A 23,742-nucleotide genomic window follows, 5' to 3' on the forward strand; every position below is an offset into this window, starting at 1 on the left:
CCAAACATGTTGATTCGTACACCGGAAATCCGGTGTCCGTCCGCTGAGACGTGTGGTGGCCTCACGACCACTCGACGATTCCGACGTCGTCTTCGATCCTGACGGTCGTTCCGAACGGGACCGAGCGGCGGGCGACCGTTTGTAGGATCGACGCCGCTCGCTCACCGGTCGCGAGCACCGGCATCCCACGCCGCGGCCGGGTTGCATCCGGCTGGAGAGTACACGGATAGAGCGTGACGCGGTCGAGTCCGCCCTCGGCGTCGAACGTACACTCCGGGACGACGGACTGCCAGTTGTCCACATCGTGATCGACGTCCGACGCCGCGTCGTCGGATACGGTGTCGCCGCGCACGTCCGGCACGGCCGAGTCAGTCGTCTCACTGATAGTGTCCGGAATCCGGTAGAACGCGTCGTCCTGGAAGAAGAGGTTCCCGAGGGAGTAACAGACAAGGTTATTCTGATACACTTCGATCCCGCGGAGGGTGTGCGGGCCGGTCACGACGACTGCATCGGCACCGGCGTCCACGCAGTCGTGGGCGAACCGCTGCAGGAACGACGGGACCTCGCTCGTGTTGCGGTTGCCATCCCGGGACTGGTGGGAGTGCAGCCCCATCACCACCCAGTCGGCGTTCGCGGCTGCGTCGCCGACCTGGGCAAGGATCGCCTCGCGATCCTGCTGCCGGAGCGACTGGTAGATGCCGGGCGGCCGTTGCTCGGTCGCCGGGACGAACCGCATCCCCATGAAGTAGAACGCGTCGTCGTCGGTCCAGTCCGGATTCTCTCGCCGAAGCCACTCGCTTTTGACCGCCTCGATGCCGGTCTGCTGGGCGATCTCGCGCAGTTGCTCCAGATGTTCGGGCGTGACGCGATAGGTCCACTCGACGTGGAGGGGATTGATCCCGGGAGCGCCGTCGAATCGCGCGGTCGAGACGCCGGCCGCCCCACCTGGCGGGACGCTGGTCGAGGCATCGACGAGGGCGACGCGGCCGGCGTCTGTCTCCAGGTATGCTGGCGCTCTGGCATCCGCTCGGTCGTCGCCGATGCCGGCGAAGGTGAGCCCGTGGTCGCGTAGCGCGGCCAGCGTGGTCTCCAAGCCGTCGTCGCCGAAGTCGAGTGCGTGATTCGAGGCGAGGGTGAACAGGTTCAGCCCCATCGCCGTCAATTCGTCCACGAGTTCGGGGTCGGTTCCGATGAGAGCGCCCGGAAACGGTGCGAGATACTGGTACTGGTCACGCACCTGGGAGAGGGAGGCGTGGCGAAGGCTTCCGTCGACGAACACGGGTTCGAGTTGGGTCACTGCCGCGTCCGCTCCCTGGAGGACGTCGAGGAGCGCGTCGAACTGCTCGTCGTTCCCCTGGAACTGGGACACGGGATGGGCGATGATCGCGTCGCCCGTGGCAGCCAGGGTACACGAATCAGGCCCCATGGTCCCTCATGCAGCACGTGAGGTTTTACCGTTTCTGAGTGACAGATACTCGCGCTGCCGTCGGTGATTGTGTTCCGTGAGGTCGTCTTCAGCGTCGACTCTTGAGGTGCTACCCGAAACGAGTTCAGATAGGCTATCTTATCTCAGCATAGATTTATTGCGTTTCGAAGCGTAGTAATCGGTATGCCCGACGATGCGCCCGGCGTTGACGCGTGGAAGGAACAGACGAGCGCATTTGATCGCGTGCGCTCGGTCGCGAGCACCGTCTCCCAGCCCCGCCCAGCATCGTCTATTGCGGCCGAAGCACACGTCGCGGAGAACACAGCCCGCGACCACCTCGAACGGCTCGTCGACATGAACGTCCTCCTGGCGGACGACCACGAGGGGACGGCCATGTACGCGCCGGACCCGCTCCATACGCGCCTGCAAACCCTCCGAGACCTCCTCGATACGCACGACCACGACGGACTCGTCCGGCTGAAGGCCGACCTGCAGGAGCAGATTGAAACGTGGCGTGACCAGTACGGCGTCGAGTCCCCCTCGCAACTCCGTGAACGCGCCGCGGAGACGGATGCGGCGACGGAGACCCGCGAGGTTCAGGAGGCAGCCAACGACTGGGAACTCGTGCGATATCGCCTCAGTATCGTCGAAGATGCCATCGAGAACTACGGCACGTACAGCCGTGACCCTCGGGCCTCGGCCTAGCGATGGACGGTGCATACGACCCGGCCGAAGCGTCCCACCGGGCGCTGCGTGGGATTCAGCAGGAACTCGAGCGCCATCCTGTGATCTCTTCAGTCCGTGGCTTCCCGTCGGGCGAGTTCACCCAGGTCGTTGCGGACGTAGCCAAAGAGCGGCTGCGTATCGACGGTCCCGACGCCTCGCTCACGGTGCGCTGGTTCGCGGGTGAAACGGCCGACGCTCCGCCCGAGTTCTCGTTTCACTACAGCGATGGCACACATGACTTCGGCTGGCATCACGAACCGAATCCGCACGTCGATGGCTGGGGCCACTTTCAAGAACGGACAGGCGCGTCCGATGCCTACACGTACGACCCACACACGTTTTCCTCAAAGAACCCGACACGAGTCGTCTGGGAGGTCATGTCTCATCTCACGTCCAGGCTCGAACCGACGTGAGTCGCGTCTCGAAGAGTCGATCGGTGACCTGAACGCGAACGCCGGGGTAACAGATCGCTCCGGATGTTCCCTTCGTACGTTGCCCCGCGAGCACTCACTCCCGTCGTCGGCCGAGCTGGTCCAGGTTGCGAGTGATACAGACTCACGCCAGCAGTCACTCCCTGGCGATGGGGCCCCAGAAGGACACAGCAGCGACGACGGTATCGGACTCGGCTCGTTCGGTCGGTGGCCCTCCGTAGGGACATTCATGCCCGTCGGGCCGTAATCTGATGTATGTGCATCGACCCGCTCACACAGACAGCGGCCGCCCAGCGCTGGCCGCCTGCGAGGAAAACGGCCGGCTGCAACGGCACCTGGGACGTCCAACGGTGGCGGCTGACGGGTGTGGGCAGAGCGCCACGGGCAATCGAGACACATGACTGGTGACGACGAGTCCTCGGTTCGGCCGGTGACCCGTCGGGCAGCCCTCGCGGCGACGGCTGGTGCGCTCGGAGCGGTCGCCGGGTGTGCGACCGGGCCGTTTTCGGGAAACGAGTCGCCGACCAGTACCAGCGGCGACGTCACGGTGGCGGTCGAGACGGTCGTCGAACCGGTCGCCGAACCGTGGAGTCTCGCGCCGCTCCCGGACGGGACCCGACTACTGGTCACCGAACGCGGCGGCCGGTTGCGCGTGATCGACGTCGCCGACGGCACGATACAGACTGTCACGGGCACGCCGTCAGTGTACGCCCAGGGGCAGGGTGGCCTGCTGGACATCGCGCTCCATCCCTCGTTTCCGGACGCTCGCTGGGTGTATCTCACGTACTCGGCGAGCGACGGGAACGGACGATCCGCAACACACCTCGGCCGGGGACGGCTGGGTCAGGACGGCGAGTCCCTCCAGGACTTCGAGCAGTTGCACGTCGCCGAACCGTTCGTCGAGTCGAGCGGGCACTTCGGCTCGCGGGTCGCCTTCGGCCCCGACGGGTTCGTCTACCAGACCGTCGGGGATCGTCAGTTCAAGGACTTCGGCCCGGACCACACCGCACAGGACCTCTCGACGGAGCACGGCGTGACGCTGCGGCTCGCGCCGGACGGCTCCGTGCCCGACGACAACCCCTTCGTCGACCGGGCTGGCGCACGCGACGCGATATACAGTTACGGCCACCGGAACGCCCAGGGGCTGACGGTCCACCCCGACACCGGAGCTCTCTGGGAAAGCGAGTTCGGCGAAAAAGCCGGTGACGAACTGAACATCGTCGAAGCGGGCGCGAACTACGGCTGGCCGGTCGCCGACGAGGGCTGTCGGTACGGGACTGACGATCCGGTCGGCGTCTCACACAGCGAGCGCGAGGACGTGGTCGCACCGGTGTACTCCTGGCCCTGCGGCAGTGGCGGGTTCCCGCCGAGCGGGATGACCTTCTACACCGGCGCTGCATTCCCGTCCTGGCAGGGAGACCTGTTCGTCGGCGGCCTGGCCTCGCAGTATCTCGCCCGCTTGACCGTGGACGGCCGCAGCGTGACCGAGGCCGAGCCGTTGCTCGCCGACCGTGGCTGGCGCATCCGCGACGTGGTGCCGGCCCCCGAAAGCGGCCACCTCTACGTGGCGGTCGACGATACAGACGCGCCGATCGTTCGGCTCCGGCCGGTCTGAGCGTCATAAGCCATGAAGGCGTACCAGTGCTTCAGTCGTCGCTCGCCACGCTGGCGCTCGCAGTGAACCCGACCCCGCGGAGTCGCTCGGCGAGCGGTGTCCCGATCGCAGAGGCGGGGGTCAGGACGCCACCGTCCAGCGGTGAGTCGGTGTCGTCCTCCACGAGACACATCGCGGACTCGCCGAGCATCCGGGCGGTGCCGCCGTAGCCGGGGTCCCAGTCGGCACCGATCACGGCGTCCACGGTGAAGGGGCCGTCTTCGTTGACCCCGCGACCGCGCGTGCGAACCCTGAAGTGGCCCTTCTCCATCTGCTCCTCGCTGGGCCCCTCGCCGGGGTCGGGGAACACGAACCGCTTGAGCGCCGAGCGCGTCGGGCCGATGGACAGCCCGAGCGTGAGCAAGCCGAGTCCACCGGTGACCAGGCCCGCGGTGGCTGCACCACGGAGGCCGCGGCCAGTCGGAATGACTTCCGTACAGCGGAAGTCACGGCCCCAGGGGTAGTCCAGCAGCGCGTTGCTCCGTCGAATCACGCGCTCGTTCACCGCTGCCATCGGGGACGGGGCCGTCCAGGACGACCGCAGTGGGTCCTTTCGGGGGAGGCGTTGCTCGCCCGGATCGACGCCCTCCCGTTCGCCGGGCGGTGCCAGCGAGTAGGGGTTCCCGAGCACCTTCCTGACTTCGGGGTCCTTCGACGCGGCCTCGAACAGTTCGGCCGCACTGGCGAGCGTGCCGCCACTCACGCCCCCGCTGGTGTTTTCGACGTAGATCCGAACCTGGGTACAGGGTGCCCCGAACTCCTCGGTCGCGAACGATTGTGCGAGGAGGGTACCCAGGTCGGCAGGGACGGAGTCGAAGCCACAGCTGTGGACGATGCGCGTGTCGGCATCGACGGCCGCATCGTGGTACTGGTCGACGATCTCCCGGGTCCAGTTCACTTCACCGGTCAGATCGCAGTACTCGGTTTCGGCCTCGATACACGCCTCGACCAGCGGCGTCCCGTACTTCGTATAGGGGCCGACGGTCGTACAGACGACGCGCGTCTCGCGAGCCATCTCTCTGAGCGTCTCCGGTTCGGTCGCGTCCCCGATCACGATCGGGAGGTCGTCCCACTCGTCGCTCCCGTCGACGAGGTCGGTCCCGAGGGCGCCCAGGCGATCAGCGTCGCGGCCACCGAGAGCCAGCGACAGATCGTCCGGTGTGTACTGTTCGGTGAGGTACTCGGCCACGAGGCGTCCGGCGAAGCCGGTCGCACCCCACACGACGAGATCGTATTGTCGGTCGGTCTGTGACACGTGTGTGGACTGTCGATTCGGTGTCCTGACCCAAATATTGAATGGATTTTTCGAACGGAACAAACGCACGATACGGCGAGTATCGAGTCCACGCTCGGGAATTTGACGTGGAACTGCAACCCGATCAGCCTGCTCAGAACCCCACACCCAAGCGGTGACGGCGTTACGTCGGGCCCTCCACGTTCACCACCCACGGTTCGCCACCGCAGAGCCAGATAATTCCAGTGTGGGCGGTCTCGGTCGGGTTGGTGTCACGGTGGACCAGCTTCGGCGGGACGTGGAAACACTCGCCGATGTCGATTCGGGCGGTCTTCTCGCCGGCCGGCCCGTACTCGGTCTCGCTCGGTCCGTCGACGGCATAGCCGAAATAGACGTTTTCTCCGTGGTGGTGCCAGCCAGCGGCGGCCCCGCCGGCCGCCTCGACGCGCATCAGGAGCACGGAAGCGTCGGGGAATGGCGTCTCTCGCGTCAGATTCGGACTGTCGACCGTCGGAACGAGGTCGTCGGGACCGACGACCGCCGGCTCGGCGTCCGACTTCGGTGGAGCGGGTGCATCGCGCTCCGGACCGTCGGAGTCGCCGGTAACGACCGCCAGAACCTCCAGTCGGGTATCACCGGCGACGAATTTGTGGCTGGTCGCCGGAGGCACCTGAAGGAGATCGCCCGCCGCCAGGTCAGTCGATTGGTCCTCGCTGTACGCGACGCGTCCCTGGCCCGCACGAACCCACCCGTAGACGGCACCCTCTCTGACGTGCCACGCCGAACTCCTATCGATCTGGCACAGCACGAGCCGATACTCGCCGACCTGAAACAGCGTCTGCTCGACGAGGCCAGGCACCGGTTCGGTCCGATCCGTCTCCGCCGGATCGACGATTCGGATGTCCCCGTCCATATCCTCGTCGTGGGCTCGGAGCCGCATTACTGCTGTGACGGGTGGTACCGAGCGAGTCGATCGTTCGACCGTCGCCACTCCCAAACACGAGGTCCGGCTACGACGCCGCCGGGACTGTCGTTCAGCCCGGTGTCTTTGCCTTCAGCTCCGGAAAGTACCGCCCGTGGAAGTCGAAGGGAATCGGATGCGGGAGTGTCACACGCGCGTTCTCCTCGAAGGTGTCGCCGTCTACCACGAGCAGCCGTGAGCGGTTCTCGCCGGCGTCGAGAGCGACCGTCAGGACGACGCCGGCATCCTCACGGTCGCCGTCCGGCGCAGGGACGAAGATCGGTTCGCCGAAGTAGTCGCCGCCTCGGGAGAACTCCGTGACGTCACCGGTCCGGGTATCGAGCTTCAGTATCCCGTGTGCCCATTCGGTAGGTGGCTGATCCATGCTCATCGCGTAGATATACCGATGCTCGCGAGACCACCGTGCTGGCGACGCAGTTGGGAGGGCGGTTCCGTCCGCGTAGAGCCTCGACCGATCGACGGACACATCGTCCGCGCCATAGCGGTTCGACCCCGTCGCGCCGCCGAGGTCGACGGTAAATCGGTCGAGTCGGCCGGCGAGTGTCTCGAGTTCACCCTCCCGAAGCGAGTCGATGGACAGTGAGTCGATGGTGGTCGCATCTGGAACGGTCTCGAGGTCGAATACGATCTCCCGTCCGCCGTCGCGCTCGAACGCGTTGACGTGGTGGAAGCCGAAGACGGAGTCGGTGACCGGGTCTGCGAGTACCTCGCCAGTGGTGCGGTCGATGACGATAACTCTGGTCCCGCGGTCGGGTTGCCACTCGAACTGCTCGATGAACGGCGCCTGTCGGCCAGGTCGGAGGAACCGGAGCGGGTTCACTCGCAGGGGAAACTCCGTCAGAACGACGAATCGCGGCGTGAGCGCGAAGCTGTGCATGTATGCCGGTTCGTCCGTCTCGACGCTCCCGATGTGGTGTCGCACTCCCGGCTCGCTCATCGCGTGGACGTGGTACTGGTTGGTCCGGCCGAATTCGGTCTCGACGTTCACGAGCGTCCCCGTCACTGGATCGCGCTTTAGATGCGCACAGGCCAGATGGCCACTCGGAGCACTCCCGTCGTATTCGACGTGCCGGTCGGTGGCGAGCGTGTTCGGATCGACGGCAACCCACCGCGGTGACTCCGTGAGCGCGAGGTACGTCTCACCGATCCGCTCGACGATGATGTTCGTGTTGTCGTACGGGTCGGTGAGGAAGGTAGAGAGTCGCGAGCGGAGGGTGGTCTCGCCGGTCGCGAACCCGCCCTCGAAGTCCCCTGCGAGTGCGGCCCGGTACGCGTCGGTGTCGAGAAAGCGATTCCGATAGTGGAGTTCGTCTTTCCCAGCCCCACCCGCTCGGTGGCTCCGGGTATCGGGGTCGAACGTGAAGCGGTGGAGCATCGCGAGCCCGTCGAACCAGTGCTCGACAGTGCTTCCATCGGGGAACGAAAACGCACCGGGGCCGTTCCTGACGAGACTTCCAGTCAGCCAGTCGGGAAGCGTCCCCTCGACGGAGAGCGTGGCTGCCGTCTCCTCGTGTAGCGAGTGGAAGCCAGGATGCGGACTCATAGGTAGCAATTAGCGCGCGAGCGGGAAAAAAATGCAGCGTCGAACAACCGAGTGAAACGCTGCAGGTACGTTCAGTTCAGGTCTGCCCGCTCGAAGGCCCAGTAGCCGGCGAGGAGCGGGACGAGAGTCCAGACCAGCAGGATGGCGACGAACACCCACGAGGCGAGGTACAGGGGGACGTCGCCCCCAAGCCGGGCGGCCGTGCTGGGGATGGCGGCCCCCGTCGCACCGAGTGCGCGCGTCACGAGCGCGCTGTAGGCGCCCGACGGGCTGAGCCCTTCCAGCAGGAGGAACCACGCGGGGACCGTGCCACTCGGTGGGCCGCCCACGACGGCGAGGTGTGCACCCTGAGGAATCAGGTCCCAGAGCAGGGCCAGGCCGAGATAGCTGGCGATGCCCAGCGTCATGGCTCGCGACCGCGTCGCCGTCGCGGCGGAGATGCCGACGGCGATCCCGACGAAGACGACGCCCAGGCCGACAGTGAGGACGAGCACGGCCAGGTACGCCAGCAGTGGCAAGGTTCCGTAGACGAGCCACGTGACGGCGCTGGCAAGCAGGAAGCCCAGGCCGAGGCCGACGACGGCGACGGCGCTCCGGCCGGCGAACTTCCCGACCACGACGGTTCGGCGGTTCGGTTCCAGCCCGAGGAGGAGCCGCAGACTGCCGGACTCGCGCTCGCCGGCGATGGCGAGGTAGGCGGCCACGAGCGCGACGATCGGCACGAGCATGGCGGCGAACTCGCTGGCCGCGCCGAGTCCCAGCAGCGCCGAGGCGTCCATCGCGGGTATCAACACGGGGACCGAGGCGGTCATGGCGATCATGACCGCGACGAATGCGACGAGGCCCCACAGCACCCGCGACTGGACGGCGTCGGTGAACTCGCGCCGGGCGATGACCCGCCAACTCATCCGTCGACCTCCGCCCTGGCGAGTGTGGGTTCATCCGCGTGCGTGTACTCGGAGAAGAGGTCCTCAAGCGACATCTCGTGTGTTTCGACGTCGAGAACGGCACTCCCCGCCGCCCGAACGGCGTCGATGACCGCCACCTTCGCGGTCGACTCGGTACAGGTCGCCCGCACCACGTCGTCCCCGACGACCAGGTCGGTCACGCCGTCGAAGTCCGCGGCGGTGAGGCCGGTCGGCGGGGCGTCGACGGTCAGCGAGATGGTCGACCCGGTGCCGACTGCCTCGCGGAGGCCGTCGATGGTGTCGACGGCGACCAACCGCCCGTTCTTGAGGATGCCGACCCGGTCACAGACCGCTTCGACCTGGCTGAGGACGTGCGAGGAGAAGAAGACGGTCCCGCCGTCGGCCGCGTGTTCGCGGGTGATCTCACGGATGTCGCGGATGCCGTCGGGGTCCAGACCGCTCGACGGTTCGTCCAGTATCAGGAGGTCCGGGTCGCCGACGAGCGCCATCCCGAGCGCGAGGCGCTGGCTCATCCCTTTCGAGTACGCGCCTGCGGGGCGGGCCGCAGCCGTCGAGTCGAGTCCGACCCGGTCGAGAATCGCGTCGGGGTCGTCGCTCGCGTCCTTGAGATCGATGGCGAACTGCACGTGATCACGGCCGCTGAGCCGGTCGTACAGGCTGTAGCCGTCGGGGAGGATACCAACCCGCTGGTGGATGGCCTCGGCGTCCCGCTGGGCGTCGTAGCCCAGTACCGTCGCGGACCCGGCCGTCGGGCGGATGTAGTCCAGCAATACGTCGATGGCCGTCGATTTCCCGGCCCCGTTCGGGCCGAGGAAGCCGAACACCTCACCCTCGTCGACGGTCAACGAGAGGTCGTCGATGGCGTAGACGTCGTGACCGTACCGCTTGGTGAGGCCATCGGTCTGGATGGCGGGCATCGTCAGTCACTTCCCAACGGTCGAACCACCGGCGAGTTGCGCGTTCTGTTCATATCCTGTCCTGACCAGCAGGGGACGTAAATGATATCAGTAGCCGGTTACAGTGACATATCTGACATAAAACCCATCCGTACCGGTGTCCATCGGTATCCTACGCACCGATGTCTCGAACCGGAATCGACGCCGCGCTGGGCCTCCTCTCGAACGAGACGCGGTTCGACATCCTGCGCGCGCTGGCGACCCAGCGGTTCACTGCGACGGACGCGACCGGGATGACGTTCTCCGAACTGTTCGCCGCAGTCGACACCGACGACTCGGGGAACTTCAACTACCATCTGAAGCGACTGCTCGGCCGTCTCGTGACCAAAGACGGCGAGTACTACCAGCTCACGCACGGTGGCGTCCAGCTGTTCAGCTCACTGCAGGCCACGACGTACGCGCCTGATTCCGAACGCGAATCGCTACCCCTCGACCAGTCGTGTCCGCTGTGTACCCGGGACCTGAAGGCGACCTACGAGGAGGGGTTTCTGGCGATCGGGTGCGGGGAGCACGTCATCGTCGAGATTTACGTCCATCCCAGTTGGATCGAGTCGCTGTCCACCGACGAGTTCCTCGACCGGGTGAGCCTCCTACTGCGCCACCACATCGAGAAAATCGTCGACGGGTTCTGCCCGCTCTGCCACGGCCCACTCGGTTACGAACTCCGTAGCGACGACGACCCGTATCCGATCCAGTATCACTACCCCTGCCAACAGTGCGGGACGGAACTCCGCTTGCGACCCCAACAGACGGTGTTTCGCGACGCCACTGTGGCGGCGTTCTATCGCGAGCGCGGCATCGAACTCCACGAGACGCCGCCGTGGGAACTGTACGACACCTACGGCGAGACGTGGGTCATCGACGGGGGGCCCCAGACCGGATTCGAACTCGTCGTCGCGGGCGACACCGCCCGAGTAACGGTCGATGGGCAGGGGGCTGTCCGCTCGTTCGAGCAACCAGAGTGAGAAGACAGCTACCGAGTCCCTGATTCGCTCCCGGAGAACAGGCCGACGCGCCAGGCGTGCAGGCCGGCACCGAGGACGATCAGGACGGCGACGGCGACGAGCACCCATCGCTGTGCAGGGAACGCCCAGCCGGATGCCTGGAACACGTCGACGCGACCGGTGACTGCCCAGACCGTCACGACGAGGAGGATGGTGAGTCCGAGGCCGAGGGCGATCGCGGTCCCGGTCGTCTCCGAGAGAGAGCCATAGCGAACCGCGACACAGGCCAGGATGACCACCATCGCCAGGATGCCCGCGAAGATCGGACTGACCGTTCCGAAGCCGTAGTACAGCAGGACATCGCGAACCGACTCGACGAGAAACGCCGCGAGAAGTATCACGATGAAAGCGGCGCTCGCGATGGTGCTGAGCGCCATCCCGATGGATCGCTCCATGGCCAGTGTTCGCTATCGTCGAGGATAGGCCTTTGGCAGGGACCCGCAATGCAGTGTCAGAAGTTCCAGCACTGGCCCGTCATACGACCCCGAGTAGTGAGTTCTGATCCCCAAGTTGTGAATTTTAATTCCAAATTGCGACCATATTCCACCATCTCAGAGAGTATGAATACAAAAGTAAGCTATATAGAAAAATACAGCGGCTTTTCACCGATAGATTTCTTAATTTGTGCCCCATAAATCTATATTCGCCAATATATCCGCAGACACACGCAAAAACAGATAGTAATCACCAGCTATGGAAATATATTGGCCAGATATGCGATTGAAGACAGGATATTCGTACATGACACTGGTCGCCGCAGTCGCGAGCGAGCACGCAGTCGTGGATACGACGGTTGAGACAGTTCGGTATCCCTGTTGGGTTCGGCCGGTGACCGTCCCCGTACGATTCAGTCGGTCCGTGGGACCGCGAGCACGGGACGCGTCGCGTTCAGGAGGATGTCCTGGGCGTTGCTCCCGAACACCGCTTTCCCGGTCGGCGAACGTTTCCGGATGCCGATCACGATCTGGTCGACGTCGTGGTCGTCGGCGTACGCGAGAACGTCCCTCGTCGGATCGTTACCACGAATGAACTGATGGGTATCGACCGAGACGGAGCTCCCGAGTTCGGCCGACACCCGTTCGAGCGCGTCCCTTCCCGCCTCGATCTCGTCGGTCGTCGTCTCGTCTTCGCCGTGGAGCGAGTTGACGGCGTGAACGGTGTCGCCGTCGTCCAACTGGTCTCGGACGGCTGCACAGAGCGTCTCACTCAGGTCAGTGGAGTCGGTCGCGAGCAGGTACTTCATCAGGGGACTCGTTTCTCGCGAGAAATAAAACTCCTCCGCATATTGTTGGTTTTCGGAACGGTTCTGTCCTCGATTCCCCCGGTCCGAGAGCGTCCCGAACGAAGGAAAGGGTATATTTATGCGAGATGGTATCAAGCCACTACATCATGGCACTCGATACGCCGAATTTTTCGTTTGATTTCAAACCAGGTACCATCCAGTTCGGACGAGGATGCATCGATGGGCTCGATGAGACGCTGGCCGAGAAAGGACTCGAACGTGCGCTGGTCGTGTGCGGCCGAACCGTCGGTGCCACCGATGCCGTGATGGGCCCGGTGAAAGCCGGACTCGGCGACCGGTTCGCCGGCGTGTTCGACGAGACGACCCCTGCAAAGACGCTGTCGACCGTGTTCGACGGGATCGAGCGCCTCCAAGCTGTGGACGCGGACGCCATCGTCGCGGTGGGCGGCGGGAGCAGTCTCGACGTGGCCCGGGGCATCAGTGGGCTCGCACGAGCGGACCGGACCCTGGCGGACGCCCGCTCGGAGGTCCTCGAATCGGGCGAGTTGACGCTGCCGGCGGACGACGACGCGTTTGTACCCGTCCTGACCGTCCCGACGACGATGGCGGGCGCGGACTTCTCGGTCGCAGCCGGCCTCGTCGCCGAGACCGAGGCGGGCCCCGTCGAGGCGATCCCGGTCGATACTCGGCTGATGCCGACGGCGCTGGTGTACGACCCCGACCTGTTCGAGACGACGCCGATGGATATCCTCGCGGCCTCGGCGATCAACGGGTTCGACAAGGGCGTCGAGGCCATCTACTCGCGGTTCGCCACGCCCGTGACCGACGCGACGGCCGTTCGCGGGCTCCGTTACCTCCGGTCGTCGCTCCCGCAACTCCGTGAGTCCACGGACCCGGACGTCATGGAACGGGCCGTAGCGGGCACGCTGCTGGTCCAGTACGGCGTCTCGATGCCCGACCAGTACAAGATCAACGTCGTCCACGCCTTCGGGCACGCGCTCCGCAACCAGTTCGGCATCCAGCAGGGCACTGCCCACGGCGTCATCGTTCCCCACGCCCTCGAACTCATCTTCGCCGAAGGGGGCGGCCGACCGGACGTACTCGCCGAGGGACTCGTCACCGGGGAGGAAGACGCGGACACGACCGAGGCGGCCGTCGTCGAGGCCGTCCGAGCCGTTCGAGACGGACTGGGCTTGCCGTCGCGACTCCGGGACATCCAGGGCACCGATGAGAGCGAACTCCGGGCGGTCGCACAACACACCGCCGAGGACGCGTTCCTGGAGGTCGGCCCGCCCGAGTTCGATCCGACCGTCGACGACATCGAGGCGACGCTCCGGGACGCCTGGTGACCGCGCCAGAACCTTCTAACCCCTCCCCGACGTCGGTGCAGTCGATGGTCGAGCGCAGACAGTTCGAGGACTTCGAGACCGGAGAGCAGTACGAGACCGACGGCCGGACGGTGACCGATTCGGACATCAGGCAGTTCGTCGGCGCATCGGGATCGACGGACCCCATCCACGTCGACCGAGAGTACGCCGACGCGCATCCGCTCGTCGACGACGTCGTGCTCCAGGGGACGCTCCTGCTTGGGATCGCCGACGGGTTCCTGGTCGACGCGGTCGCGAGCGACGCCGCGCTGGCGATGAACTACGGCCACGACGAGGTCCGCTACCTCGAATCGGTGTCGCCGGGCGAGACGGTCCACGCCGAGATCGAGATCGTCGACACGGAGCGCCGGAACGAGGCGTGGGGACTCGTGACAGCGCGGGTGGAACTGGTCACCGCCGAGGGTGAGACGGCGGTCCTCGACGTTCACAGGCTACTCGTCGCGACGGCCGACAACGATGCCGCCTGAGGTCGTCTAGGCGACGGCGTCCGGCCGGGAGTCTCTCGTCAGGAGGAGGATCCCCGCGCCGAAGAGCCCGATGCCGACGTAGACGGCGAACGTCGCCGGCCACGAGACCGCACTGATGAGCCACCCGCCGACGGTCGGCGACACGAGCGTCCCGGTAAAGGCGATGGTCGTAAACAGCGCGAGGGTCGTCCCCCCGGAGTTCTCCGTGGCGAGTTCGCGGGCGTACACGTAGTAGACGCCGGAGCCGAACTGGATCGAGAAGCCGACACAGAGCATCGTCACGGCGAAGGCCGTCGGCGAGACGCCGGCCGCGATGACGTACAGGCCGGGGAGCGCGAACAGCAACGAGGCCGCGACGACGACCCGCCGACGGTGGCCCAGGGCGTCGGACACCCACCCGCCGACCGGCCGGGCGACGACGCCGACCGCCGGGAGAAGCGAGGTCACCGCGCCCGCTTGCCCGAGCGTCAGCGGGAGGACCTCCGTCGCGTAGGTCGGCATCCAGGAGTTGAAGAAGATGTACAGCATGTACGAGCAAAACGCCGAGACCGACACCACCAGCACGGAACGGTTCCGGAGCGCCTGCCCGAACTGCGCGATCGAGATGGGATCGCCCGACTGTATCGGCGTCGACCACGAGAGGCGGAAGAGTGCGAAGCCCGCGACCGCCACCAGTGGATACGTGAGAAACGCCGCCTCCCACCCGAAGGCCGCCGCGACGGGCGGGCCGCTGAACTGACCGAACGCGAACCCAACGGGGGCGCTCGCGATGAAGACCGTCATCACGAACCCCTGCTTCGGGCCGGCGAACAACTGACTCACCACGTTCGTTCCGAGCACGAACAAGACGCCGCCAGCGACCCCCGCGACGAACCGACTGGCGAGAAACAGCGGGTACGACGCCGAGGCGACGCCGACGACGCTCGCCGGGAGGAACACGGCAGTCGCCGCGGCCATCAGGCGTCGATTGTCGTATCGGTCCATGAGGAACCCGCTCGGGATCTGGGAGAGCACCGTCCCGAAGATCGCCGCGCTGATCGCCAGCCCGGCCACCGTCTTGGTCACCGCGAACTCCCCGACGAGCAACGGGAGCACGCTCGCGGGGGCGATGAAATACCCGTTGGCGGCCACCGAGACGAGGAAACAGCCGACGAACACGCCCGAGCGCGAGTCGCCCAGCCGAGTCCCGCCGCTCATGGCCGACATGGTCGTTTATGAGCCGAGACGGACGACCCCGCCACCGGCACGGAACCGGGTTCGCGCTGGTCCACCACCGCACAGTGCTCGGCTGCTCTCGATCCGACCGAGCCGACGACTCGGTCGGACAGTTCGTCGTCTGGAGCGCCTGCGATCACGGTTGTTCGAGGGGTGACAGCGCACCCACTTAATACTCACCGGGCATCGGCCGTCGGCGGACCGGTATCGGCACTGCGAGGCCGATGCGCCGTGGCCGGACTACTGGGCCGCGATGCCGCCGTCGGCGACGTGGACCTCGCCGGTGACGTAGCCGGCGGCGTCGCTGGCCAGATACACCGCGCTGGCCGCGACCTCGTCGGGTTCGGCGAAGCGGTCGAGCGGGATCGTATCGAGGAGGTCCGCACGGATCTCCTCGTTCTCCCGGACGCCCTTCGTGAAGTCGGTCTTGACGTAGCCGGGCGCGAGCGCGTTGACGCGAATCGCCGGTGCCCACTCGACGGCGAGGGATTTCGTCAGCCCGACCATCGCGTGTTTCGAGGCCGTGTACGGTGCCTGGTAGGGGAGTGCGACGACCCCGCCGACGCTGGCGAGGTTGATCAGCGATCCCGTACCCTCGCGCTCGTGGACGCGCTGGCCGAACTCCCTGGCGCAGTAGAACGATCCGGTGACGTTGACCTCCAGGATGTGACGCCACGTCTCCCCGTCGAGGTCCCGCGCGTTCCCGAAGAAGGGGTTGACGCCGGCGTTGTTCACCAGCACGTCCACGTCGCCGAGCGAGTCCTCGACCTCCTCGAACATCGCCGTCACGGCTGCCTCGTCGGTCACGTCGAGCGGCCGAGGGTGTGCGGTCCCGCCCGCGTCCTCGATGCGTTCGGCCGTGGCTTCGAGGGCGTCCTCCGAGCGGGCGACCGGGGCCACGTCGGCCCCCGCCTCCGCCATCGCGACGGCGATTTCCTCGCCGATACCGCGGCTACCGCCCGTTACCACTGCGACGCGATCCGACAACGAGAATTCGTCCAATACCATGTGTGAGGAATCACGAGTTGCGATTATGAACGTTGTGCTGCGAACGCGCGCGGGACTACCAAAGACATATATCGAATCCTGTGTGAATATGACACGCCCAGGGCGATGGTACACCACACAGGTCTGACCATCGAGCCACACCGTCGTCCACGGGCTGCCAGCCGCGTCAGAGCGACCCGCTGGCGATTTTTCGAGTGCGGACCCGCACTGTTTTGAGGGACCGCCGAGAACGGATTCGGTGATGTGCGCAGACCAGACTATGTCGACCGAGATACTGGTGATCGGGGGCGGACCCGGCGGCTACGTCAGCGCGATCCGGGCGGGCCAGCACGGCAAAGACGTGACGCTCGTCGAGCGCGACGCGTACGGCGGCGTCTGTCTCAACCGCGGCTGCATCCCCTCGAAAGCGTTCGTGACCGTCGCGGACCTCGTCCACCGGAGCCGCACCGCCGAACACATGGGCGTCGACGCCACGGTCGAAGTGGATTTCCCCCAACTCCGCTCCTGGCAGGCCGACGTCGTCGATCAGTTGACCGGCGGCGTCGAACAGCTCTGTACGGCCAACGGCGTCACGCTCGTCGAGGGAACGGCGACGTTCGAGTCCCCCGGTGAAGTCGCGATCCACGACGGATCGGCCGAGAGCCCGGATCGAATCAGCTTCGAGTCAGCGGTGATCGCGACCGGCAGTCGGCCGATAGAGGTCCCCGGCTTCGAGCCCGACGGCGAGTCGGTGCTCACGTCGGCCGACGTGTTCTCGCTGCCGGAACTCCCGGACAGCCTGGTGGTCGTCGGCGGCGGCTACATCGGGATGGAACTGTCGACGGTGTTCGCGAAACTCGGGACCGACGTGACGGTCATCGAAATGCTGGACCGCATCCTCGCACCCTACGAGGCCGACATCGCCGACATCGTCCACGAGGAGGCCGAAGCACTCGGCATCGATATCCGCACGAACGAGGCGGCCAGCGACTGCACCCGGACCGACGACGGCGTCGCCGTGACGACGACCTCGGACGACGAGGAATCAGAGTTCGAGGCCGATCACGTGCTGGTCGCGGTCGGACGGGAGCCGGTGACGGACACGCTCGATCTGGACGCGGCCGGCGTCGAACTGACCGACGACGGGTTCATCGCGACCGACCGGCAGGGCCGGACGAGCCAGGAGAACATCCACGCGATCGGTGATGTCGCGGGCGAGCCGATGCTCGCTCACAAGGCGTCGAGACAGGGCGAAGTCGTCGCGGACGTGCTCGCGGGCGAACCGGCGGCGTACGACTACCGCGCCGTGCCCGCGGCCGTGTTCACCGACCCGGAAGTCGGAACGGTCGGGCTCACGGCGGCCGAAGCCGAGGACGAGGGGTTCGAGCCGCTCGTCGGCACGTTCCCGCTCGACGCCAGCGGGCGGGCGCTCACCCTCGACGAGTCCACCGGGTTCGTCCGCGTCGTCGCCGACGCGGCAACCGAACGCATCCTCGGCGGACAGATCGTCGGGCCCGAGGCGTCGGAACTGATCGGCGAACTCGCGCTGGCCGTCGAGGTCGGTGCCCGGATCGAGGACGTCGTCTCGACCATCCACACGCACCCCACGCTCTCGGAAGCGGTCATGGAAGCGACCGCCGACGCGCGCGGGGAAGCAGTTCACATCTTCAACCGCTGAGAGAGCGGACTCGCTGACAGCGGGGACGGCTGAACTATATATAGTCGCGCCGGGTACCCGGAGACATGCTGTATTTCGAGGACTTCAGCGAAGGCGAGACCTTCGAGTTGTCGTCGCAGACGTTGACGCGTGCGGAAATCGTCGAGTTCGCCGAGCAGTGGGACCCCCAACCGTTCCACCTCGGCGAGGACCACGGGAAAGACGCCGTCTTCGACGGCCTGGTCGCGAGCGGGCTCCACACCCTCTGTCTCGGATCCCGCACGATGATCACGGAAGTGATGAACGAGAGCGCCAACATGGGCGGAAAGGGGATCACCGACATCAGTTTCCACCGACCGGTCGAGCCCGAGGACACGCTCACGGGCCGTCTCGACGTCCTCGAAACGACCGCGACGCACCCGGAGCGCGGCGACGTCACCTTCGAGTTGACGATGACGACACCGGACGGGGCGCCGGTGCTGTCGGCCACGTACGTCAGTATTCTCGGGCGTCGGCCCGACGCGTGAGGGCGGTCGCGACCGGGATCAGTCGTCGGTCAGTTTGTGCCGCTGGATCTTCCCGGAGACGGTCGTCGGGAACTCGTCGACGAACTCCACCTCTCGCGGGTACTTGTAGGCGGCCTCACGCTCCTTGACGAACGTCTGGAGCTCCGAGACGAGCGTGTCCGACGGATCGGCGTCGGGTTCCGGTTTGACGAACGCCTTGACGACCGTCCCGCGTTCGGCGTCGTCGACGCCCACGACCACGACGTCGTTGACGGCGTCGTGTTCCCGCAGACACTCCTCGACTTCCAGGGGGCTCACCCGGTAGCCGCTGGTGATGATGACGTCGTCGGCGCGCCCCTCGTAGTAGATGTACCCGTCCTCGTCGTAGGAGCCGGCGTCGCCGGTCTTCATCCAGTCGTCGACGAACAGGTCGGCCGTCAGGTCCGGCTGGTTCCAGTAGTCGAGCAACATCGATTGGTCCGGCTTCTGGACAGCGATGTGCCCGATCTCGCCAGGCTCTTTCCGTTCACCGGTTTTCTCATCGATGATCGCGACCGTGTGGCCGGGACACGGCTTCCCGGAGGCCTCCCGGTTCTCGTCCATCAGCTGCGTGTTGGTGCCGACCAGGAAGTTACACTCCGTCTGGCCGTAGATCTCGTTGACGACCGCGTCCCACTCGTCTTCGACGTAGTCGTAGATGTCGGTGGTCACCTTCTCGCCGCCGCTGGGCACGACGTCGACGTCTATGTCGTACTGGCTGTGGTCAACCTCCTTGAGCATGCGGATCATCGTCGCGGTCAGCAGCGCGTTGGTGACGCCGTAGCGTTCGAGGATCTCGTAGACCGACTCGGCGTCGAACTGCCCGCCGTAGCCGACGACGGGTTGGCCGTGATACCACGCGCCCCAGACGACGGCGAAAAGGCCGCCGACCCACGACCAGCCAGAGGGCGTGTAGTGAACCGCCTCCTCGCCGGGGAGGTCGTTGATCATCTGCCAGCCGGGGATGTATCCCAGCAGCTTCCGGTGGGCGTGGTGTGCGCCCTTCGGTTTGCCCGTCGTCCCGCTGGTGTAGATGATGTAGGCCGAGTCCTCCGGATCGGTCGCGACCGTCTCGAAGTCCGGAGAGGCGTCGGCGAGACCGTCCGCCCAGGACTGGCCGTCGATCGCCTCGGGGTCGTCGATGGTGATGACCGTCTCCAGGTGGTCGAGTTCGTCCCGGAGCGAGTCCAGGAGTTCCGCACGTTCCTCGTCGACGATCGCGACCTCCGTCTCGGAGTGGTCGAGGCGGTACCGGAGCCCTTCGCGCCCGTACAGCACCGAGAGCGGCACCGAGACCGCCCCGCGCTGAAGAATTCCGATGTTGGCGAACAGCGTCTCCGGGCGCTGGGGGAGGACGATACCGACGCGCGAGCCCCGCTCGACGCCGGCGTCACCGAGCATGTTCGACACCCTGTTGGCGATCCGCTGGACCTGCCAGAAGGTGTACGTCTCCCGGGTGCCGTCCTCGTCCTCGTAGAAGAGTGCGACGCGGCGCTTGCCGTCGTCCTCGCTCGCCCAGCGACCGCAGATGGCGTCGGCCATGTTGAACGTCTCCGGAACGTCCCACTCGAACCGCTCGTAGGCCTCGTCGTACGTGTCGTACTGACTCAGGTCGATCTCCATATTCCTCCCAAGTACAGCCTCCATAATCATTGTACTGGATGCGACCCATCACGAATCGGATACGAAATCGACCGGTCGGCGACGAGGCGTCCGACGGGCGAGACGGTCGGCGCCTCAGCAGACGTCGTCGGTTCCGACTGCACACCGAATTGAGCGGAACTACTAATATACGGGGAGTATCAGTATGACCACACCGATGGCTCAAGGAGATGCAGTTTTACAAGTGGAGGGTCTCACGAAGAAGTTCGATGGGCTCACCGCCGTCAACGACGTGAGCGTCGAGTTCTTAGACGAGGAGCTCCACGCCATTATCGGACCGAACGGCGCGGGCAAGACGACCTTTTTCAACCTTCTTACCGGTGCACTGACGCCGACGAGTGGCCGCATCCACTTCGACGGCGAGGACATCACTGACGTGGGACCCAGCGGGATCGCACGCCGCGGCATCATCCGGTCCTACCAGGTGACGAAGCTGTTCGAGGGACTGACCGTCCTCGAGAACGTGTCCATCGCTGTTCAGTCGGACTCGATGTCCTACAACTTCTGGCGGCCGACTGACCCGGCGATCGGCGACCGCGCGTACGAGATCCTCGAACGAGTGGGACTCGCCAACAAGGCCGACAGCCTCGCGTCGGACCTGAGTCACGGCGAGCAACGGACCCTCGAGATCGCCGTCGCGCTGGGGACGGAGCCGGAGATGCTCCTGCTCGACGAACCGACGAGCGGCATGAGTCCCGAGGAAACGACGGAAGTGATCGAACTCATCCACCAGTTACAGGGTGACTTCCCGGTCGTCCTCATCGAACACAAGATGAACGTCGTCAACGAAGTGGCCGACAAGATCATGGTACTGTACAACGGCGAAAAGATCGCCGACGACGTCCCGTCGGTGGTGCAGGACAACGAGGAAGTGCGGCGCGTCTACCTGGAGGGTTCGACATGAGCATTCTCGAAATCGACGACATCAATACGTACTACGGACAGAGCCACATCCTCCACGACCTCTCGATGACTGTCGAGGAGGGATCGCTCTGTACGCTCATCGGGCGCAACGGCGCCGGCAAGACGACGACGCTGCGCTCGATCATCGGCAGCCAGAACCCCAAGTCGGGGTCGATCACGTTCAACGGGACCGACATCACGAACAACGAACCACACGAGACCTCCCAACTCGGCATCTCGCTCATCCCGGAACACCGACGCATGTTCCCGGAGCTGACTGTCGAGGAGAACCTCCGCCTGGGCCACATGGGCCAGGACATCTCGGACGCCAGGGTGTCGGAGCTGACCGACCAGGTGTTCGAGTACTTCCCGCGGCTCGAAGAGCGGCTGAGCCAGCAGGCCGGACAGATGAGCGGCGGCGAACAACAGATGCTCGCCATCGCCCGCGGGCTGCTGTCGGACCCGGACCTGCTGCTCATCGACGAGCCGACCGAGGGACTGATGCCCACACTGGTCGAGAAGCTTCGGGACATCTTCGCACGGATCAACGACGAGGGCATCACGATCCTCCTGGTCGAGCAAAACGCCGAGCTCGCCTTCGACATCAGCGACTACGCCTACGTCATCGACGAGGGCGAGAACAAGGTGGACGGACCGAGCGAGACGCTCAAAGAGGATTCCGACATCAAGGACCGCTACCTCGCGCTCGGGTAACCGCAGGATCACGGAGCCGGCGCCCCTTTTGCTGTCTTTCGTTCTCAGTTCGAACAGCGTCGTCGCTCGCGGTTTGAGTCGCGATCACCGAACCGAACGCAGTCGAGAGAAACGGACGGCCCGCTCAGGGGCGGAGTCGTTCGATCAGCCGCTTGAGGTCGAACACTTTCTCGTCGTCCAGCACGGCTTTGCGGAGCAGGCCGATCAGGCCTTCCGGAGCCAGCAACACGATGCCGATGATGACGGCCCCGAAGAAGATCTCCCAGTGCTCGGTGATGCTGGTCAGCGTGTTCGAGAAGAAGATGAACACGATGGCCCCGACGAGCGGTCCCGTGAGCGTTCCGACGCCGCCGATGATCGTCATCAGGACGACCTCACCGGAGAGCTGCCAGAACAGGAGCGACGGGGAGATGAACACGAACAGCACGGCGTAGAGTGCGCCCGCCAGTGCGGAGAGTGCCCCGGACATGGCGAAGGCCAGCCACAGGTACGAGTTGACGTCGTAGCCGAGGTGGAGCGCGCGCTCCTCGCTCTCGCGGATCGCCTTCAGCACGCGGCCGAACGGGGAGTTGACGATCCGGGCGATCGCCACGAACGAGAGCAGGAACAACGCACAGGCCAACGCGTAGAAGTGGAGCTCGTTGCTCATTGGAGTCAGTGGGCCGAGCGGTGCCTCGGTGGCCGGGATGGCGATCCCGTTCGACCCGCCGGTCAGCTCGTTCATCTGGAAGACGATGGCGTAGACGAGCTGTGCCAGCGCCAGCGTGATCATCGCGAAGTAGATGCCCCGGCGTCGGAGGCTCAGGTAGCCGAAGACGACGCTCAGGAGCGTCACCGCGACGACGGTGATGGGAATCGCAAGGTAGAGGCTCGACACGAGGTGCTCTAAGGTCAGGATGACGCCGTAGGCACCCAGCCCGAAGTAGGCGGCGTGGCCGAACGACAGTTCACCGCCGAACCCGAGGATGATGTTGTAGCCCATCACGAAGATCGCCATGACGATGATGTGCGAGGCGATGAACGCGCCCATCAGGTCCGGCAAGATGGCAAGCAGCGCCAGGACGCCGAGATAGGAGAGGTTTCGCTCCCCGACCCGGTCGTAGACGGACTGGACGCGAGTGGCGATGGCCGCGATCATTCGACGACCCCCTCCTGTCCGAACAGTCCGCGCGGGCGCACCAGCAACACCAGCGCCATGAACACGAAGACGATCGCCTGCGACGCCTCCGAGTAGAACACGCCGGTCATCACCTGGAGTTCGCCGATGAGGATTCCCGCGACGACGCTGCCGCGGAAACTGCCGAGCCCGCCGACGACGACGACGACGAACGCGGGGATCAGTAACTCGATGCCGAGCGTCGGGAACGCGCCTCGCACCGGGCCGATGAGCGCACCGGCCGTCCCGGCCAGTGCGACGCCGATACCGAACACCAGCATGTAGAGGCGCGAGACGTCGATGCCGAGCATGTCGACCATCTCACGGTCCTGGGTCCCGGCCCGGATGAGCAGCCCCAGGTCCGTCCGGTTGAGGAACAGGTAGACGGCGACGATGAGCGCGGCGGCCGCGACGATGACGAACACCCGGTAGACCGGGTACGTGAACAACACGAGGTCGATGGAACTGCTCCCCCACGAGGGCGTGGCGAAGTTCTTCCCCGTCCGGCCCCAGACGAGGATGACCAACCCGCGGATGAGCTCGGCGATACCGAACGTCAGCAGCAGCTGGAGCAGTGCGCCGTGGCGACCGTAGGTGTATCTGAGTAACGTCCGCTCTAAGATCATTCCGAGCACCAGGGTCGCGACCAGCGCCGCACCGATGCTCAGCAGGAAGCTCCCGGTCGCGTCCATCACCGTCCAGGAGACGTAGGTCCCGACGAGCAGCAGGTCGCCGTGGGCGAAGTTGATCACACCCAGGAGCCCGAAGATGATGGTCAGTCCCAGCGAGATGAGCACGAGGATCATCCCGAGTACCAGCCCGTTGAACAGCTGGGCCGTGTAGTACTCGACCTGGAGCGGGACGAACAGCGTATCGGCCACTCCCGGGAGTGCGTTGAGAAGTATAGATGAGGCCATGGG

The 23,742-nt window shown here is 65.5% G+C and carries 23 protein-coding genes; 10 read left to right on the plus strand and 13 right to left on the minus strand.

Annotated features, from left to right (window positions below):
• Positions 1-61: 61 nt before the first annotated feature.
• Complete coding sequence (locus E2481_RS07600; RefSeq protein WP_136716542.1) at positions 62-1,426, minus strand: CapA family protein; 1,365 nt, start codon at positions 1,424-1,426, stop codon at positions 62-64.
• Between the two features lie 183 nt (positions 1,427-1,609).
• Between E2481_RS07600 and E2481_RS07605 the strand changes: the two genes are divergently transcribed.
• From E2481_RS07605 to E2481_RS07615, 3 genes are all read left to right on the plus strand, one after another.
• A complete protein-coding gene (locus E2481_RS07605) occupies positions 1,610-2,131 on the plus strand; it encodes a DUF7342 family protein (protein ID WP_136716543.1) in 522 nt (173 codons plus the stop codon).
• A 2-nt stretch (positions 2,132-2,133) separates the two neighbouring features.
• Positions 2,134-2,565 (plus strand): hypothetical protein, encoded by a 432-nt coding sequence (locus E2481_RS07610; protein ID WP_250137756.1) that lies wholly within the window; start codon positions 2,134-2,136, stop codon positions 2,563-2,565.
• 415 nt (positions 2,566-2,980) lie between these two features.
• Entirely contained in the window at positions 2,981-4,198 is a 1,218-nt protein-coding gene (locus E2481_RS07615) for a PQQ-dependent sugar dehydrogenase (RefSeq protein WP_136716544.1), read from the plus strand.
• 31 nt (positions 4,199-4,229) lie between these two features.
• Here the strand turns inward: E2481_RS07615 and E2481_RS07620 are convergent, their stop codons facing one another.
• From E2481_RS07620 to E2481_RS07640, 5 genes are all read right to left on the minus strand, one after another.
• Positions 4,230-5,492 (minus strand): saccharopine dehydrogenase family protein, encoded by a 1,263-nt coding sequence (locus E2481_RS07620; RefSeq protein WP_136716545.1) that lies wholly within the window; start codon positions 5,490-5,492, stop codon positions 4,230-4,232.
• Positions 5,493-5,655: 163 nt separating this feature from the next.
• Positions 5,656-6,384, minus strand: a complete 729-nt coding sequence (locus E2481_RS07625) for a cupin domain-containing protein (RefSeq protein ID WP_136716546.1) — start codon at positions 6,382-6,384, stop codon at positions 5,656-5,658.
• Between the two features lie 121 nt (positions 6,385-6,505).
• The gene (locus tag E2481_RS07630) at positions 6,506-7,996 is read right to left on the minus strand and encodes a carotenoid oxygenase family protein (protein ID WP_136716547.1); all 1,491 of its coding nucleotides are present in this window, start codon (positions 7,994-7,996) and stop codon (positions 6,506-6,508) included.
• A 71-nt stretch (positions 7,997-8,067) separates the two neighbouring features.
• Positions 8,068-8,904 carry an ABC transporter permease subunit gene (locus E2481_RS07635; RefSeq protein ID WP_136716548.1) on the minus strand — a complete coding sequence of 279 codons (837 nt, stop codon included), beginning with the start codon at positions 8,902-8,904 and terminating at the stop codon, positions 8,068-8,070.
• Entirely contained in the window at positions 8,901-9,842 is a 942-nt protein-coding gene (locus tag E2481_RS07640) for an ABC transporter ATP-binding protein (protein WP_136716549.1), read from the minus strand. Before E2481_RS07640 ends, E2481_RS07635 begins: the two co-directional genes overlap by 4 nt.
• A gap of 161 nt (positions 9,843-10,003) precedes the next feature.
• On the opposite strand from E2481_RS07640, the gene E2481_RS07645 reads away from it, so the two are divergent.
• Positions 10,004-10,846, plus strand: coding sequence for a winged helix-turn-helix domain-containing protein (locus E2481_RS07645; protein ID WP_136716550.1), 843 nt, complete (start codon positions 10,004-10,006; stop codon positions 10,844-10,846).
• Between the two features lie 8 nt (positions 10,847-10,854).
• On the opposite strand, the gene E2481_RS07650 is transcribed toward E2481_RS07645, so the two are convergent.
• A complete protein-coding gene (locus E2481_RS07650) occupies positions 10,855-11,280 on the minus strand; it encodes a DUF7548 family protein (protein ID WP_136716551.1) in 426 nt (141 codons plus the stop codon).
• A 452-nt stretch (positions 11,281-11,732) separates the two neighbouring features.
• Positions 11,733-12,128 (minus strand): universal stress protein, encoded by a 396-nt coding sequence (locus E2481_RS07655; protein WP_250137757.1) that lies wholly within the window; start codon positions 12,126-12,128, stop codon positions 11,733-11,735.
• A gap of 146 nt (positions 12,129-12,274) precedes the next feature.
• Between E2481_RS07655 and E2481_RS07660 the strand changes: the two genes are divergently transcribed.
• Both E2481_RS07660 and E2481_RS07665 read left to right on the plus strand, forming a co-directional pair.
• On the plus strand, positions 12,275-13,477 hold the full coding sequence (locus tag E2481_RS07660; protein ID WP_136716552.1) for an iron-containing alcohol dehydrogenase family protein: 1,203 nt from the start codon (positions 12,275-12,277) through the stop codon (positions 13,475-13,477).
• 44 nt (positions 13,478-13,521) lie between these two features.
• The gene (locus tag E2481_RS07665) at positions 13,522-13,983 is read left to right on the plus strand and encodes a MaoC/PaaZ C-terminal domain-containing protein (protein WP_136716553.1); all 462 of its coding nucleotides are present in this window, start codon (positions 13,522-13,524) and stop codon (positions 13,981-13,983) included.
• A gap of 6 nt (positions 13,984-13,989) precedes the next feature.
• On the opposite strand, the gene E2481_RS07670 is transcribed toward E2481_RS07665, so the two are convergent.
• Positions 13,990-15,180, minus strand: coding sequence for an MFS transporter (locus E2481_RS07670; protein WP_169302396.1), 1,191 nt, complete (start codon positions 15,178-15,180; stop codon positions 13,990-13,992).
• Positions 15,181-15,438: 258 nt separating this feature from the next.
• The gene (locus E2481_RS07675) at positions 15,439-16,206 is read right to left on the minus strand and encodes an SDR family NAD(P)-dependent oxidoreductase (protein WP_136716555.1); all 768 of its coding nucleotides are present in this window, start codon (positions 16,204-16,206) and stop codon (positions 15,439-15,441) included.
• Positions 16,207-16,444: 238 nt separating this feature from the next.
• Between E2481_RS07675 and lpdA the strand changes: the two genes are divergently transcribed.
• Positions 16,445-17,863, plus strand: coding sequence for a dihydrolipoyl dehydrogenase (lpdA, locus tag E2481_RS07680; protein WP_370628395.1), 1,419 nt, complete (start codon positions 16,445-16,447; stop codon positions 17,861-17,863).
• 65 nt (positions 17,864-17,928) lie between these two features.
• Complete coding sequence (locus E2481_RS07685) at positions 17,929-18,369, plus strand: MaoC/PaaZ C-terminal domain-containing protein (RefSeq protein WP_136716557.1); 441 nt, start codon at positions 17,929-17,931, stop codon at positions 18,367-18,369.
• An 18-nt stretch (positions 18,370-18,387) separates the two neighbouring features.
• Here E2481_RS07685 and E2481_RS07690 read toward each other — a convergent pair whose 3' ends face one another.
• Positions 18,388-20,010, minus strand: a complete 1,623-nt coding sequence (locus E2481_RS07690) for an acyl-CoA synthetase (protein ID WP_169302397.1) — start codon at positions 20,008-20,010, stop codon at positions 18,388-18,390.
• A gap of 223 nt (positions 20,011-20,233) precedes the next feature.
• Here E2481_RS07690 and E2481_RS07695 point away from each other — a divergent pair, with 223 nt between their 5' ends.
• Both E2481_RS07695 and E2481_RS07700 read left to right on the plus strand, forming a co-directional pair.
• Positions 20,234-20,953, plus strand: coding sequence for an ABC transporter ATP-binding protein (locus tag E2481_RS07695; protein WP_250137759.1), 720 nt, complete (start codon positions 20,234-20,236; stop codon positions 20,951-20,953).
• A complete protein-coding gene (locus E2481_RS07700) occupies positions 20,950-21,666 on the plus strand; it encodes an ABC transporter ATP-binding protein (protein WP_136716560.1) in 717 nt (238 codons plus the stop codon). Before E2481_RS07695 ends, E2481_RS07700 begins: the two co-directional genes overlap by 4 nt.
• 124 nt (positions 21,667-21,790) lie before the next feature.
• On the opposite strand, the gene E2481_RS07705 is transcribed toward E2481_RS07700, so the two are convergent.
• Positions 21,791-22,804, minus strand: coding sequence for a branched-chain amino acid ABC transporter permease (locus E2481_RS07705; protein ID WP_136716561.1), 1,014 nt, complete (start codon positions 22,802-22,804; stop codon positions 21,791-21,793).
• Positions 22,801-23,739, minus strand: coding sequence for a branched-chain amino acid ABC transporter permease (locus tag E2481_RS07710; RefSeq protein WP_136716562.1), 939 nt, complete (start codon positions 23,737-23,739; stop codon positions 22,801-22,803). Before E2481_RS07710 ends, E2481_RS07705 begins: the two co-directional genes overlap by 4 nt.
• Positions 23,740-23,742: the final 3 nt, after the last annotated feature.

Origin of the sequence: Halorientalis salina (genome assembly GCF_005049285.1) — an archaeon.
In the GTDB taxonomy this organism is placed as follows: Archaea; Halobacteriota; Halobacteria; order Halobacteriales; family Haloarculaceae; genus Halorientalis; species Halorientalis salina.